This window comes from Photorhabdus asymbiotica (assembly GCF_003634575.1).
GTDB lineage: Bacteria > Pseudomonadota > Gammaproteobacteria > Enterobacterales > Enterobacteriaceae > Photorhabdus > Photorhabdus asymbiotica.
The window spans coordinates 1-14,115 of sequence record NZ_RBLJ01000003.1 but is presented as its reverse complement, the minus strand read 5'-3'; the positions used below and the strand labels follow the sequence as shown (position 1 = coordinate 14,115).

The 14,115-nt window shown below is 55.3% G+C and carries 12 protein-coding genes and 2 pseudogenes; 6 read left to right on the top strand and 8 right to left on the bottom strand.

Annotation, left to right across the window (positions count from 1 at the left end; all coding sequences use genetic code 11):
- Positions 1-268: 268 nt before the first annotated feature.
- Positions 269-1,303 (bottom strand): site-specific tyrosine recombinase XerC, encoded by a 1,035-nt coding sequence (xerC, locus tag BDD30_RS12345; protein ID WP_049795249.1) that lies wholly within the window; start codon positions 1,301-1,303, stop codon positions 269-271.
- 844 nt (positions 1,304-2,147) lie between these two features.
- Positions 2,148-4,916 carry a CHC2 zinc finger domain-containing protein gene (locus BDD30_RS12340; protein WP_012777136.1) on the bottom strand — a complete coding sequence of 923 codons (2,769 nt, stop codon included), beginning with the start codon at positions 4,914-4,916 and terminating at the stop codon, positions 2,148-2,150.
- Between the two features lie 102 nt (positions 4,917-5,018).
- Between BDD30_RS12340 and BDD30_RS12335 the strand changes: the two genes are divergently transcribed.
- The 3 genes from BDD30_RS12335 to BDD30_RS12325 all read left to right on the top strand — a co-directional run bounded on the left by BDD30_RS12335 (position 5,019) and on the right by BDD30_RS12325 (position 6,027).
- The gene (locus BDD30_RS12335) at positions 5,019-5,420 is read left to right on the top strand and encodes a helix-turn-helix domain-containing protein (protein ID WP_012777137.1); all 402 of its coding nucleotides are present in this window, start codon (positions 5,019-5,021) and stop codon (positions 5,418-5,420) included.
- A gap of 72 nt (positions 5,421-5,492) precedes the next feature.
- A complete protein-coding gene (locus tag BDD30_RS12330) occupies positions 5,493-5,816 on the top strand; it encodes a SymE family type I addiction module toxin (RefSeq protein WP_012777138.1) in 324 nt (107 codons plus the stop codon).
- Positions 5,817-5,829: 13 nt separating this feature from the next.
- Positions 5,830-6,027, top strand: coding sequence for a DUF7706 family protein (locus BDD30_RS12325; protein WP_041381610.1), 198 nt, complete (start codon positions 5,830-5,832; stop codon positions 6,025-6,027).
- Between the two features lie 50 nt (positions 6,028-6,077).
- On the opposite strand, the gene BDD30_RS12320 is transcribed toward BDD30_RS12325, so the two are convergent.
- From BDD30_RS12320 to BDD30_RS12300, 5 genes and pseudogenes are all read right to left on the bottom strand, one after another.
- Positions 6,078-6,620, bottom strand: coding sequence for an SMI1/KNR4 family protein (locus BDD30_RS12320; RefSeq protein ID WP_012777139.1), 543 nt, complete (start codon positions 6,618-6,620; stop codon positions 6,078-6,080).
- Between the two features lie 13 nt (positions 6,621-6,633).
- Positions 6,634-6,906 (bottom strand): hydrolase, encoded by a 273-nt coding sequence (locus BDD30_RS24250; protein WP_012777140.1) that lies wholly within the window; start codon positions 6,904-6,906, stop codon positions 6,634-6,636.
- A 117-nt stretch (positions 6,907-7,023) separates the two neighbouring features.
- Positions 7,024-7,116 (bottom strand): annotated as a pseudogene (locus BDD30_RS25055) (RHS repeat-associated core domain-containing protein); the annotation flags it as partial.
- A 925-nt stretch (positions 7,117-8,041) separates the two neighbouring features.
- On the bottom strand, positions 8,042-9,076 hold the full coding sequence (gene xerC, locus BDD30_RS12305) for a site-specific tyrosine recombinase XerC (protein WP_049795249.1): 1,035 nt from the start codon (positions 9,074-9,076) through the stop codon (positions 8,042-8,044).
- Positions 9,077-9,920: 844 nt separating this feature from the next.
- Positions 9,921-12,690, bottom strand: a pseudogene (locus tag BDD30_RS12300) (CHC2 zinc finger domain-containing protein).
- Between the two features lie 102 nt (positions 12,691-12,792).
- Here BDD30_RS12300 and BDD30_RS24245 point away from each other — a divergent pair.
- Complete coding sequence (locus BDD30_RS24245; protein ID WP_249039932.1) at positions 12,793-13,011, top strand: helix-turn-helix transcriptional regulator; 219 nt, start codon at positions 12,793-12,795, stop codon at positions 13,009-13,011.
- A 54-nt stretch (positions 13,012-13,065) separates the two neighbouring features.
- Here the strand turns inward: BDD30_RS24245 and BDD30_RS24240 are convergent, their stop codons facing one another.
- Complete coding sequence (locus BDD30_RS24240) at positions 13,066-13,227, bottom strand: hypothetical protein (RefSeq protein WP_249039931.1); 162 nt, start codon at positions 13,225-13,227, stop codon at positions 13,066-13,068.
- Between the two features lie 44 nt (positions 13,228-13,271).
- Here BDD30_RS24240 and BDD30_RS24235 point away from each other — a divergent pair, with 44 nt between their 5' ends.
- Both BDD30_RS24235 and BDD30_RS25050 read left to right on the top strand, forming a co-directional pair.
- Entirely contained in the window at positions 13,272-13,451 is a 180-nt protein-coding gene (locus tag BDD30_RS24235) for a type I toxin-antitoxin system SymE family toxin (protein ID WP_249039930.1), read from the top strand.
- 274 nt (positions 13,452-13,725) lie between these two features.
- Positions 13,726-13,812 (top strand): DUF7706 family protein, encoded by an 87-nt coding sequence (locus BDD30_RS25050; protein WP_422615914.1) that lies wholly within the window; start codon positions 13,726-13,728, stop codon positions 13,810-13,812.
- Positions 13,813-14,115 lie beyond the last annotated feature (303 nt).

The following is a 14,115-nucleotide window of genomic DNA, read 5'->3' as shown; positions in this document are numbered from 1 at the left end:
GCGGCGCCGACATAATGTTTTGTTAAGCGTGGCGGGCCGTTCAGGCCCATTGCGCTTAATGCCACATTATGTTGAATGGCGGCTGACCGGCAACGACTGTCACAGAGAACGCCGGGGTTCAGCGCCGGGCGGCCGGCATTTACTGCCGGGCACGCCGAAGGTAGGGAGGCAGTCTGTGCGCAGGGACGCGCACAGTCTGCCTTTCACTGCACCCCACTCGCTTACAGGGAACCGGCTAACCTTCGGACTGTCCAGCCGCACTGAGGTTTCAGACCGGCTTCGGGCTGTCCGGCTGGTCGCTATTTGCCTGCTTATCGTCTGGCGGCGTTGCCTGCTTTGACTGCCGTTCTGCCGGGTGCGTCTGCTCATGCACTTCCTTTAAGTGGCCGATTGCCACCCGCGTATAGATTTGGGTGGTTTCCAGCTTTTCATGCCCCAGTATCGCCTGGATGTGCCGGGTGTCCGCGCCGTTCTCCAGCATCTGGGTTGCCATTGAGTGGCGGAACAGATGGCAGGCCCCCGGTTTAGCCAGTTGCGCCTGTTTACGGATGCTGTCGGCGGCTATCTGGGTTAACGTGCCTCTGGCCAGTCCCCGGCCTTTCTTAGTGATAAACAGGTGACCGCTGTCCCCCCGCCGCGTTAACTCGGGCCGGACGCTGAGCCAGCGACTTAACCAGTGCAGCGCCTGTTCGCCGATGGGCACCACCCGGTCTTTACCGCCTTTACCCTGTCTGACCAGCACTACGCCGCGCCCGAAGTCCACCTCGCTTAACAGCAGGTTCGCCACTTCCATCCGCCGGATACCGGTACTCCACAGTACTTCAAGGATAGCGCGATTTCTCAGCCCGGTTGGGGTGTTGATATCCGTTGCGGCTAATACCGTGTGGGTTTCGTCTTCATTCATCACCTGCGCCGGCAGCCGTTTTTCTTCTCTTGGCAATACCATGTTATCCGTCGGGTTATACAGGATATGGTGACGTTGCAGCAGCCAGCGGAACCACTGACGTAAGACACTCAGGCGGTCCCGCTGACTGCCCGGGCTGTAGGGTTGACCGTTCGCTTTACGGGAGCTTCTCAGCCAGCGCTGGTAACTTTCCAGCAACGGCAGGCTGACCTGCGGCGCCGTCATCACGCCACGCGCTTCGCACCAGCTGATGAACGGCAACAGCCGCTCTTCATAGGACTCCTGAGTCCGTTCGCTTAAGCCCTGTCCCCGCACGGCTTCCAGCCAGGCGGCCAGATGCTGGCGTAAGGTGGCGAAGCGGGCCGGTATGGCGTCGGGTTGACCGTGGGTCTCCGTCACTGAGGGGCGTTTTTTTCTGTCTGGCGCGGCCAGTGTTGCCGCCGGGCTGGTCGGGATAGCGTGCTGTTGCTGCAACCAGTCGAACCACAGGCGTAAGGCGCGCAGGCGTCGGCGCTGACTGTCCGGCGTATAAGGCTGACCGTTGGTTTTGCGGTACCGGGCCAGATATTGCTGCCAGTTTTCCAGTAACGGCCCGGTCACCTGTGAAGCTGACAGGATGCCCTGTTCCTCACACCAGTTGACGAACGGTGACAGCCGTTCATGACGGGCGGACTGGCTCTTTTGACTCGCCCCCTGCAACAGCAGGGTATCCAGATACGCGTCCAGATGCTGGCGCAGGGTCAGCGGGCGGGGGGTGGATTGATGTTTAACGGGTGATGACATGATGGGATTTCCTGTAGGGAACAGCGGTTATTGTTATCGGTGTGTGATACGTCACTCCGGTACGATGGCTTGATTTTTAAGTGGCCGGAACAGTCCTTTTCTGTCTGCCCCAACTTGCGGACCGCTCCACCCAGTATTGCTGCGGTCTGGCGTCCATTTTCCGGCCTCCAACTTGGACCCAACTTGACCCCAGCTTGAGGGCAACTTGCGGTTCAGTCAGTCCAACTTGCGTCGGTCGTATTCCGGGTTTTCGGGTTCGATGATGAGCTGGCAGTACGATACGACGACTTTTTCTTATTATTGCCGGAACAGTGTTTTTCAGCCTTCCCCAACTTGCGAACCGTTACATCCAGTATTGCTGCGGCCTGAAGCCGGTTTTACGACCTCCAACTTGGACCCAACTTGACCCCAACTTAGGGGCAACTTGCGGTTCAGTCAGTCCAACTTGCGTGAGTCATATTCAGGGTTTTTCCGGCGCTGTCAGGTCAATCAGGCCGCACAGGTGGGCTTCTTCTGCGCTGTCGCCGTTCCACAGCAGTTCATACTGCAACAGATGGCCCCGGCTGCCGCCGTGGACTAACAGGTATTCCATGTCGGCCAGTCGCTGACAATGGACTTTTAACTGGTTATCGCTCCATTGGGTGTAACTGCGGATATCCCGGCGGGTAAAACGGACAGCATTCACCGGGCGTTGCTGCGTTGCCGCCGTCTCTTTCACCATTTGCTGTATCAGCAGCAACAGTTTCCTTGTCTGGGGCGGCATCTCATCCAGCGTGCGGCCTAATATCTCGTGGGCCAGTCGGTTGGCTAAGCTAATATCGTCTTTGGTCACCTCGATATATTCAAGCCGTTTGCCCCGGTGTTCCGCGGTTTTCACCTCCCGCTGGTGCTGATGCAGCAGGGCGATACTTTGTATCAGGGTGAGATATTTCATGTGGTCGCGTCGGGTGCGGGTTTTATCGCTCATGAACGTTAACTGTGAAGCATAAGGGTTAACGACATTCAGCGGGCGTAACAGCCGCTGGGCGTTTTGATGCAGTTCGGTGATATACGTCTTTTCATTCTCCGCCAGTAAGCCTTCGAGGGTCTGCTTATGGCGCTGCAACGCGTGGATAGCTTCGGTCTGTTCCCGCGATTCGTTCACCGTCAGCACCAGACAGCGGTTTAACAGCTCTTCATCGACATCTATTGCCGTGGTGGTGAGCATCAGCATCACCGGGCCTTTTACCGTGTACTGTTTAGTCACCAGATTGCCGCTGGCGTCATCTTTACCGGTACTGGCAATGGTCAGTTCGCCGTCGCTTTGTAACAGCTTAAGCGCATAGGCGGCCTGCCGCACCCCTTCCTCTTCGGCAATGGCTAAGATTTTATGCTGGAGATTGGTTTCGCCCAGATAGAACAGGCTCTGGCCGGTCATGGCGCTGTATTGCAATCGTTCTTCTTCCGGTATCAGATTGAGTACCGCATCCATCAGTGAACTTTTCCCGGCGGCGCTACTGCTCTGTATCAGCACGGCCAGCGGACGGTCCAGCTTGCGACTGACGGCAGCTAAGTAACCGGCCAGCAGGTTGGTGCTTTCCCCTACCACACCACAGGCGGCTAAGTCAGCGGTGATACGCTCGCTCAGTTTCGGGTCTTGCAGCAGCGCCAGCGCCGCTGCACGCTGGTCCTCGCTCAGTTCGGGAACCGGTGGGGTTTCGGTTTGTTCACTGACACCGGCCTGTTGACACTGTTCCAGTACCAGCAACACCTGCCCCAGCGCCCGGCGCAGGTCGCCTTCGGCCAGCCCGAGTTCGGTGGCGGCCAGTCGCGCATACCCGCCCCGGCTGCGGGCGCTCATCATGTCCACGCTGTCCGCGAACATCACGCCGCTGTCGGTATCAACGACCTGGACATTCACTTTCATCACCGCCGCCCCGGTTTTCACCTGTGACAGGCCCCGGATACCCCACTGTTGTGTGCCGAGGGTGAGGGATATCTCACCATTAGCGCCGGTTTCCCAGACCACATTCGGCATTGACGGCAACGCGGCTATACCGGCGGCTAAGGTGCTGACCGTTTCCGGCACCGGAACCGGCTGATGTTCAGCCAGTGCGGCCCGCTCTGTTGCGGTGGTGGCCTGTACCTCTGCCGCTTCCTGCATCGGCACGGCACTGTCGAGCAACAACCCGAAGGCCCGTTCCGGCTCGGCGACCTGACACAGATAGCCGTTGGCATCCATGCCCTCGGGGAACACCACCCGGAACACGGTGATACCGACGGCGGTTAGTTCGGCGGCCAGTTTTACCGCCGCTTCATTGCCTGCCGGATCATTGTCGTAGGCGATCAAGACCTGCTTAACACCATACCGCTGAAACGCCTGCCGCATCTCATCGGTGAAGCCGTTCACCCCATAGGCGGCGGTGACATGGCGGTGACCGGCTACCCAGAACGACAGGGCGTCGATCAAGGATTCACAGAGGATAACCGCCCCTGAACTGATCAGCGCCGGCTCATTCCATATCCCGTCATGTGCGCCGGGAAGGTACAGATGCAGCGGCGTTCCGCTGCGTAAGCGGTCGGTGATTTTGCGCCCGTAGATCTCACGGATCTGGCCGTTCGGGTCGATAACCGGTATGACCAGCGAACCGGTAAAGTGCTCGTGCCCGCTGTCGCGCATCAGCCCCACGGCCCGAAGACGGGCGCGGATCTGTGCGCCGGCCTGCACCGCCTTGATGGGCAGGCGATAGGCTAACGTGCGGTTGGCAAAGCCCAGTTTAAACTGGGCGACTAATTCCGGGTGGTTGAGCCGCCGTTTTTCCAGATAAGCCAGGGCTTCGGGGGCATTCAACAGCGTATGATGGTAGAACCCGACGACCCGACTGAGCAGCGCCTGCCGTCCGGCGTCATCATCGGCCAGCATGGCGGGTTCATCCGGTTGCACCAGCGGCACCACCGAGGGGTTATCTCCCAGTATCCCGCGCAACTGTTCCACGGCCCGGCGCAGACTTAAGCCTTTGGTTTTCATTACCCAGTCCAGCACGGAGCCGCCGGCATCACAGCCAAAACAGTGATAAAGATTTTTTGCCGGTGAGATAACCATTGACGGGGTTTTCTCCTGATGGAACGGGCACAGCAGCACGTAATCTTTGCCGCGTTTAAAGAGCTGTCGCCCCTGTTGCTCCACCACGGCGACTAAGGAGACGGCGGCTTTCAGGTGCTGTAATTCGGTTTCGGGAATGCGGGCCATAAAAATGTTCCTTTTAAACCCTTGTCAATAGACATATATGTAGATTATATTATCTATACATTGTGGGATTTGCAACAGGCAGCTAAAAAAGGAGACGGTACAATGAACCCTATTGATTCATTGTGTGCAGGGTTGGATATGTCAGCATTTGCAGAGCGTCTTCGTTTGTTGCGTGAGGCACGTAATTTAAGTCAGGTTCGGCTGGCTGAGCTGCTGGGAGTTGATCCACGCGCTTATAATCGTTGGGAGAAAGGCGCGAGTGCGCCCCATCTGGAAACGGTTATTAAGATCGCTGATGTACTCCAGGTCACGATAGATGAACTGGTTGGCCGCAAGGCTATATCGGATGAAGTGAAGATCCGCAACCACACATTACATTCCTTGTGGCAAAAAGCGGACCTGTTGCCAGATACCGATCAACAAGCGTTGATCGTGGTACTTGACAGCTTTGTCAAGAAAGCGATGGTTGAACAGGCAATGGGATTTAACGGTACTAAGCGTTGAGATAGCGCGGCAGACAGTGAGTTCGCACCTCACCCCTGCCGCTTACCACAAGCAACTAAAAGGGTAGTTACTATGGCTAAGGCGCATTCTAAGGCAGAAGCGGCGATAAATAAAGCCGTGAAAACAGAACGTTATTACACGGTGGGGTATGTGCCGAACGGGAATAAGGTCAACAATGTCACCCCGGCAATACATCTTAAGGGCCAGTGGCTTAAACAGGCGGGGTTTAATACCGGCGGCCAGATTACGGTGAAGGTGATGGATGGCTGTCTGGTACTGATACCGGACAGCGAAGCCACCCAACAACAGCATCAGCAATACCAGCGGCAACAGAACCAGCTTAATGAGATTAAGCTGCGGATGCGTGAGATGCTGGCTGAGTACAACGCGGGCTAAGGGAGGGGATAAAATGAAAATGGTGATTGAACATTTACAGGACATTCAGTTAACCCACATTGAAGCGCTGGCCTTGGCCCAACTGGTTAAGCGGCTGAACTGGGCGGAGATACGGGCTTGCGCGGTGAATGACGAGGAAGCGTATCAGATTAAGGATGCGATCTCTAAGCTTCGATCTGCTCTGGCTTACCGAGGGTATGCGCCAAGATAGATCATAAGAAGGCCGGAAGATCACGCGGATCTTTCCGACCTTAACATCATTTAATTTGCTATTTCTTCCCAAAACTCATTTGTCTGAGAGCCAACATATTTGATAATTTCTGTGAATGTTTCTTTACCTAAGAAAATAGTTCCAGCACCTCTGATAAATAATTCAAAATTAGCTGAAACTTGTTCAAAGTCATCCATTGATGATTCACTGGTCATAACAAAAACCTCACCAGTAATAGTGTTTAGTAATATGGTATAAGGATCAGATATTGCTATAACGATAAACTCTTTAGGTCTATTTTCACCAATCCACCAATGATTAAAAGTACCCTCACTATTAATATTTACTATCATTTCGAGATAATCAGAACTATTACCAAATGATATGTTTCCTAATGAAAAATTATCTAAATCATAGTCTTTCATGAATGATAGAAATTCTTTAGGGAATATGATATTCAGTTTTTTTTCTGAAATTTCAACGTTTAATAACGGTTTGTATCTTTTCGATAATTTCAGATCATCAAAGTCATCGCCTAACGGTGAGAATTTTTCATCTAATTGTTCGCTTATTTCTTTGATCGTTAGCAACATAAAATTCTCCTTTTTATTTTGTATGCCATATACCGCCGCTGCCAACATGAGTTGAACTCGGGACAGGTATTGCGTAACGCCCAAAATCAACATGATGGTGAATTAATGTTTCACCTTTGTAATTCACATGTTCTGGAAACGCTTTAATCCATTGATTATCTATTTTAGGTGATAATCCTAACTCTTTTATTCGGTACATATTACTTTTACTCAAAGAATCTGGCTGCAAATTACTCCATTGTTGCCAAAATTCTTTATTGTTTCTGATACCACCATTAGCAGTCATTTTGCCACTAGTGAAAGTACTTGTGTCTATTGAATACTTGGGATCAGGTCTATTTGGGATTCTTGGATCTACCCTTGTTTGATAAGGATTATCACCCCTTGAAATTTCTTTTGTGCTAGGGCAACTAGCAAGACCAAGCGGATCAATCCAGTTCGCCGGGTTATGAACATACGAATAGGGATTCGGACCCCCTTCCAGCCCGAGCGGGTCTTCGGCACTATTCCGACGCCATCATACGGTTTAGCCGACTTTTCCCCCTGATTTAGCAGCCTTTTTTCTGGCCACCTTTTCCCACCCTGTTAAAGAGCATGCCAACTCGCCCCGACGGGCACTTTGCCGATTGTAGCTCACTTTTTCCCCGACGTCAGCGCCGGGTTTCAGCCCCCTTTTCCTGCCGGAACCGGGTTTTATCGGGAACTCGCGACGGCGGGGCAGCTTGCCTGCGCCGCTGACGCGGGTTGGCCGGGGGCGGGCCGGCGAGGCCCGCAGGTGAAGCCGTTAAGCGGGGAGCCCCTGCCTGCGGGGGCGGACGGGGCGGAGATGGCGAGGACGGGAACGAGCGAGGAGCCTGCGACTGCGAGCCGGACGCAGCCAGTGCAGCGGGGTTGGGCGGGGGCCATAAACCGCGCCAGCTTGCTGGCCTGCCTTCAGGGCCGTTGACCTTAACGGGCTGACCGGCAACGATTTAAGGCAGGTTTGGGCGCCGGAGCCGCCACGGACGGCGGCGACTGCGGCGGTGGATTTTAGCACTGATAGTGACAGCAGCGGGTGAGCGAGCGAACCCGGTGCGCCGCTGGGGCTGAGAGGCTGAACCCGGCGGCCAGCCGCGCACCGGAGGTTAGGTGACCGCGCAGCGCCCTTGGGTGGGCGGCGCCGACATAATGTTTTGTTAAGCGTGGCGGGCCGTTCAGGCCCATTGCGCTTAATGCCACATTATGTTGAATGGCGGCTGACCGGCAACGACTGTCACAGAGAACGCCGGGGTTCAGCGCCGGGCGGCCGGCATTTACTGCCGGGCACGCCGAAGGTAGGGAGGCAGTCTGTGCGCAGGGACGCGCACAGTCTGCCTTTCACTGCACCCCACTCGCTTACAGGGAACCGGCTAACCTTCGGACTGTCCAGCCGCACTGAGGTTTCAGACCGGCTTCGGGCTGTCCGGCTGGTCGCTATTTGCCTGCTTATCGTCTGGCGGCGTTGCCTGCTTTGACTGCCGTTCTGCCGGGTGCGTCTGCTCATGCACTTCCTTTAAGTGGCCGATTGCCACCCGCGTATAGATTTGGGTGGTTTCCAGCTTTTCATGCCCCAGTATCGCCTGGATGTGCCGGGTGTCCGCGCCGTTCTCCAGCATCTGGGTTGCCATTGAGTGGCGGAACAGATGGCAGGCCCCCGGTTTAGCCAGTTGCGCCTGTTTACGGATGCTGTCGGCGGCTATCTGGGTTAACGTGCCTCTGGCCAGTCCCCGGCCTTTCTTAGTGATAAACAGGTGACCGCTGTCCCCCCGCCGCGTTAACTCGGGCCGGACGCTGAGCCAGCGACTTAACCAGTGCAGCGCCTGTTCGCCGATGGGCACCACCCGGTCTTTACCGCCTTTACCCTGTCTGACCAGCACTACGCCGCGCCCGAAGTCCACCTCGCTTAACAGCAGGTTCGCCACTTCCATCCGCCGGATACCGGTACTCCACAGTACTTCAAGGATAGCGCGATTTCTCAGCCCGGTTGGGGTGTTGATATCCGTTGCGGCTAATACCGTGTGGGTTTCGTCTTCATTCATCACCTGCGCCGGCAGCCGTTTTTCTTCTCTTGGCAATACCATGTTATCCGTCGGGTTATACAGGATATGGTGACGTTGCAGCAGCCAGCGGAACCACTGACGTAAGACACTCAGGCGGTCCCGCTGACTGCCCGGGCTGTAGGGTTGACCGTTCGCTTTACGGGAGCTTCTCAGCCAGCGCTGGTAACTTTCCAGCAACGGCAGGCTGACCTGCGGCGCCGTCATCACGCCACGCGCTTCGCACCAGCTGATGAACGGCAACAGCCGCTCTTCATAGGACTCCTGAGTCCGTTCGCTTAAGCCCTGTCCCCGCACGGCTTCCAGCCAGGCGGCCAGATGCTGGCGTAAGGTGGCGAAGCGGGCCGGTATGGCGTCGGGTTGACCGTGGGTCTCCGTCACTGAGGGGCGTTTTTTTCTGTCTGGCGCGGCCAGTGTTGCCGCCGGGCTGGTCGGGATAGCGTGCTGTTGCTGCAACCAGTCGAACCACAGGCGTAAGGCGCGCAGGCGTCGGCGCTGACTGTCCGGCGTATAAGGCTGACCGTTGGTTTTGCGGTACCGGGCCAGATATTGCTGCCAGTTTTCCAGTAACGGCCCGGTCACCTGTGAAGCTGACAGGATGCCCTGTTCCTCACACCAGTTGACGAACGGTGACAGCCGTTCATGACGGGCGGACTGGCTCTTTTGACTCGCCCCCTGCAACAGCAGGGTATCCAGATACGCGTCCAGATGCTGGCGCAGGGTCAGCGGGCGGGGGGTGGATTGATGTTTAACGGGTGATGACATGATGGGATTTCCTGTAGGGAACAGCGGTTATTGTTATCGGTGTGTGATACGTCACTCCGGTACGATGGCTTGATTTTTAAGTGGCCGGAACAGTCCTTTTCTGTCTGCCCCAACTTGCGGACCGCTCCACCCAGTATTGCTGCGGTCTGGCGTCCATTTTCCGGCCTCCAACTTGGACCCAACTTGACCCCAGCTTGAGGGCAACTTGCGGTTCAGTCAGTCCAACTTGCGTCGGTCGTATTCCGGGTTTTCGGGTTCGATGATGAGCTGGCAGTACGATACGACGACTTTTTCTTATTATTGCCGGAACAGTGTTTTTCAGCCTTCCCCAACTTGCGAACCGTTACATCCAGTATTGCTGCGGCCTGAAGCCGGTTTTACGACCTCCAACTTGGACCCAACTTGACCCCAACTTAGGGGCAACTTGCGGTTCAGTCAGTCCAACTTGCGTGAGTCATATTCAGGGTTTTTCCGGCGCTGTCAGGTCAATCAGGCCGCACAGGTGGGCTTCTTCTGCGCTGTCGCCGTTCCACAGCAGTTCATACTGCAACAGATGGCCCCGGCTGCCGCCGTGGACTAACAGGTATTCCATGTCGGCCAGTCGCTGACAATGGACTTTTAACTGGTTATCGCTCCATTGGGTGTAACTGCGGATATCCCGGCGGGTAAAACGGACAGCATTCACCGGGCGTTGCTGCGTTGCCGCCGTCTCTTTCACCATTTGCTGTATCAGCAGCAACAGTTTCCTTGTCTGGGGCGGCATCTCATCCAGCGTGCGGCCTAATATCTCGTGGGCCAGTCGGTTGGCTAAGCTAATATCGTCTTTGGTCACCTCGATATATTCAAGCCGTTTGCCCCGGTGTTCCGCGGTTTTCACCTCCCGCTGGTGCTGATGCAGCAGGGCGATACTTTGTATCAGGGTGAGATATTTCATGTGGTCGCGTCGGGTGCGGGTTTTATCGCTCATGAACGTTAACTGTGAAGCATAAGGGTTAACGACATTCAGCGGGCGTAACAGCCGCTGGGCGTTTTGATGCAGTTCGGTGATATACGTCTTTTCATTCTCCGCCAGTAAGCCTTCGAGGGTCTGCTTATGGCGCTGCAACGCGTGGATAGCTTCGGTCTGTTCCCGCGATTCGTTCACCGTCAGCACCAGACAGCGGTTTAACAGCTCTTCATCGACATCTATTGCCGTGGTGGTGAGCATCAGCATCACCGGGCCTTTTACCGTGTACTGTTTAGTCACCAGATTGCCGCTGGCGTCATCTTTACCGGTACTGGCAATGGTCAGTTCGCCGTCGCTTTGTAACAGCTTAAGCGCATAGGCGGCCTGCCGCACCCCTTCCTCTTCGGCAATGGCTAAGATTTTATGCTGGAGATTGGTTTCGCCCAGATAGAACAGGCTCTGGCCGGTCATGGCGCTGTATTGCAATCGTTCTTCTTCCGGTATCAGATTGAGTACCGCATCCATCAGTGAACTTTTCCCGGCGGCGCTACTGCTCTGTATCAGCACGGCCAGCGGACGGTCCAGCTTGCGACTGACGGCAGCTAAGTAACCGGCCAGCAGGTTGGTGCTTTCCCCTACCACACCACAGGCGGCTAAGTCAGCGGTGATACGCTCGCTCAGTTTCGGGTCTTGCAGCAGCGCCAGCGCCGCTGCACGCTGGTCCTCGCTCAGTTCGGGAACCGGTGGGGTTTCGGTTTGTTCACTGACACCGGCCTGTTGACACTGTTCCAGTACCAGCAACACCTGCCCCAGCGCCCGGCGCAGGTCGCCTTCGGCCAGCCCGAGTTCGGTGGCGGCCAGTCGCGCATACCCGCCCCGGCTGCGGGCGCTCATCATGTCCACGCTGTCCGCGAACATCACGCCGCTGTCGGTATCAACGACCTGGACATTCACTTTCATCACCGCCGCCCCGGTTTTCACCTGTGACAGGCCCCGGATACCCCACTGTTGTGTGCCGAGGGTGAGGGATATCTCACCATTAGCGCCGGTTTCCCAGACCACATTCGGCATTGACGGCAACGCGGCTATACCGGCGGCTAAGGTGCTGACCGTTTCCGGCACCGGAACCGGCTGATGTTCAGCCAGTGCGGCCCGCTCTGTTGCGGTGGTGGCCTGTACCTCTGCCGCTTCCTGCATCGGCACGGCACTGTCGAGCAACAACCCGAAGGCCCGTTCCGGCTCGGCGACCTGACACAGATAGCCGTTGGCATCCATGCCCTCGGGGAACACCACCCGGAACACGGTGATACCGACGGCGGTTAGTTCGGCGGCCAGTTTTACCGCCGCTTCATTGCCTGCCGGATCATTGTCGTAGGCGATCAAGACCTGCTTAACACCATACCGCTGAAACGCCTGCCGCATCTCATCGGTGAAGCCGTTCACCCCATAGGCGGCGGTGACATGGCGGTGACCGGCTACCCAGAACGACAGGGCGTCGATCAAGGATTCACAGAGGATAACCGCCCCTGAACTGATCAGCGCCGGCTCATTCCATATCCCGTCATGTGCGCCGGGAAGGTACAGATGCAGCGGCGTTCCGCTGCGTAAGCGGTCGGTGATTTTGCGCCCGTAGATCTCACGGATCTGGCCGTTCGGGTCGATAACCGGTATGACCAGCGAACCGGTAAAGTGCTCGTGCCCGCTGTCGCGCATCAGCCCCACGGCCCGAAGACGGGCGCGGATCTGTGCGCCGGCCTGCACCGCCTTGATGGGCAGGCGATAGGCTAACGTGCGGTTGGCAAAGCCCAGTTTAAACTGGGCGACTAATTCCGGGTGGTTGAGCCGCCGTTTTTCCAGATAAGCCAGGGCTTCGGGGGCATTCAACAGCGTATGATGGTAGAACCCGACGACCCGACTGAGCAGCGCCTGCCGTCCGGCGTCATCATCGGCCAGCATGGCGGGTTCATCCGGTTGCACCAGCGGGCACCACCGAGGGGTTATCTCCCAGTATCCCGCGCAACTGTTCCACGGCCCGGCGCAGACTTAAGCCTTTGGTTTTCATTACCCAGTCCAGCACGGAGCCGCCGGCATCACAGCCAAAACAGTGATAAAGATTTTTTGCCGGTGAGATAACCATTGACGGGGTTTTCTCCTGATGGAACGGGCACAGCAGCACGTAATCTTTGCCGCGTTTAAAGAGCTGTCGCCCCTGTTGCTCCACCACGGCGACTAAGGAGACGGCGGCTTTCAGGTGCTGTAATTCGGTTTCGGGAATGCGGGCCATAAAAATGTTCCTTTTAAACCCTTGTCAATAGACATATATGTAGATTATATTATCTATACATTGTGGGATTTGCAACAGGCAGCTAAAAAAGGAGACGGTACAATGAACCCTATTGATTCATTGTGTGCAGGGTTGGATATGTCAGCATTTGCAGAGCGTCTTCGTTTGTTGCGTGAGGCACGTAATTTAAGTCAGGTTCGGCTGGCTGAGCTGCTGGGAGTTGATCCACGCGCTTATAATCGTTGGGAGAAAGGCGCGAGTGCGCCCCATCTGGAAACGGTTATTAAGATCGCTGATGTTACTCCAGGTCACGATAGATGAAATTGGTTGGCCGCAAGGCTATATCGGATGAAGTGAAGATCCCGCAACCACACATTACATTCCTTGTGGCAAAAAGCGGACCTGTTGCCAGATACCGATCAACAAGCGTTGATCGTGGTACTTGACAGCTTTGTCAAGAAAGCGATGGTTGAAACAGGCAATGGGATTTAACGGTACTAAGCGTTGAGAATAGCGCGGCAGACAGTGAGTTCGCACCTCACCCCTGCCGCTTACCACAAGCAACTAAAAGGGTAGTTACTATGGCTAAGGCGCATTCTAAGGCAGAAGCGGCGATAAATAAAGCCGTGAAAACAGAAACGTTATTACACGGTGGGGTATGTGCGAACGGGAATAAGGTCAACAATGTCACCCCGGCAATACATCTTAAGGGCCAGTGGCTTAACAGGCGGGGTTTAATACCGGCGGCCAGATTACGGTGAAGGTTGATGGATGGCTGTCTGGTACTGAATACCAGGACAGCGAAGCCACCCAACAACAGCAATCAGCAATACCAGCGGCAACAGAACCAGCTTAATGAGATTTAAGCTGCGGATGCGTGAGATGCTGGCTGAGTACAACGCGGGCTAAGGGAGGGGATAAAATGAAAATGGTGATTGAAACATTTACAGGACATTCAGTTAACCCACATTGAAGCGCTGGCCTTTGGCCCAACTGGTTAAGCGGCTGAACTGGGCGGAGATACGGGCTTGCGCGGTGAATGACGAGGAAGCGTATCAGATTAAGGATGCGATCTCTAAGCTTCGATCTGCTCTGGCTTACCGAGGGTATGCGCCAAGATAGATCAATAAGAAGGCCGGAAGATCACGCCGGATCTTTCCGACCTTAACATCATTTAATTTGCTATTTCTTCCCAACTCATTTGTCTGAGAGGCCCAACATATTTGATAATTCTCTGTGAATGTTTCTTTACCTAAGAAAATAGTTCCAGCACCGCCTCTGATAAATAATTCAAAATAGCTGAAACTTGTTCAAAGTGCATCCATTGATAGATTCACTGGTCATAACAAAAACCTCACCAGTAATAGTGTTTAGTAATATGGTATAAGGATCAGATATTGCTATAACGATAAACTCTTTAGGTCT

What these genes read in the sequence shown, in the direction of transcription:
- BDD30_RS12340 (WP_012777136.1), bottom strand. Translation starts at nt 4,916, where the DNA reads ATGGCCCGCATTCCCGAAACCGAATTACAGCACCTGAAAGCCGCCGTC.
- BDD30_RS12335 (WP_012777137.1), top strand. Translation starts at nt 5,019, where the DNA reads ATGAACCCTATTGATTCATTGTGTGCAGGGTTGGATATGTCAGCATTT.
- BDD30_RS12330 (WP_012777138.1), top strand. Translation starts at nt 5,493, where the DNA reads ATGGCTAAGGCGCATTCTAAGGCAGAAGCGGCGATAAATAAAGCCGTG.
- BDD30_RS12325 (WP_041381610.1), top strand. Translation starts at nt 5,830, where the DNA reads ATGAAAATGGTGATTGAACATTTACAGGACATTCAGTTAACCCACATT.
- BDD30_RS12320 (WP_012777139.1), bottom strand. Translation starts at nt 6,620, where the DNA reads ATGTTGCTAACGATCAAAGAAATAAGCGAACAATTAGATGAAAAATTC.
- BDD30_RS24250 (WP_012777140.1), bottom strand. Translation starts at nt 6,906, where the DNA reads ATGACTGCTAATGGTGGTATCAGAAACAATAAAGAATTTTGGCAACAA.
- BDD30_RS24245 (WP_249039932.1), top strand. Translation starts at nt 12,793, where the DNA reads ATGAACCCTATTGATTCATTGTGTGCAGGGTTGGATATGTCAGCATTT.
- BDD30_RS24235 (WP_249039930.1), top strand. Translation starts at nt 13,272, where the DNA reads ATGGCTAAGGCGCATTCTAAGGCAGAAGCGGCGATAAATAAAGCCGTG.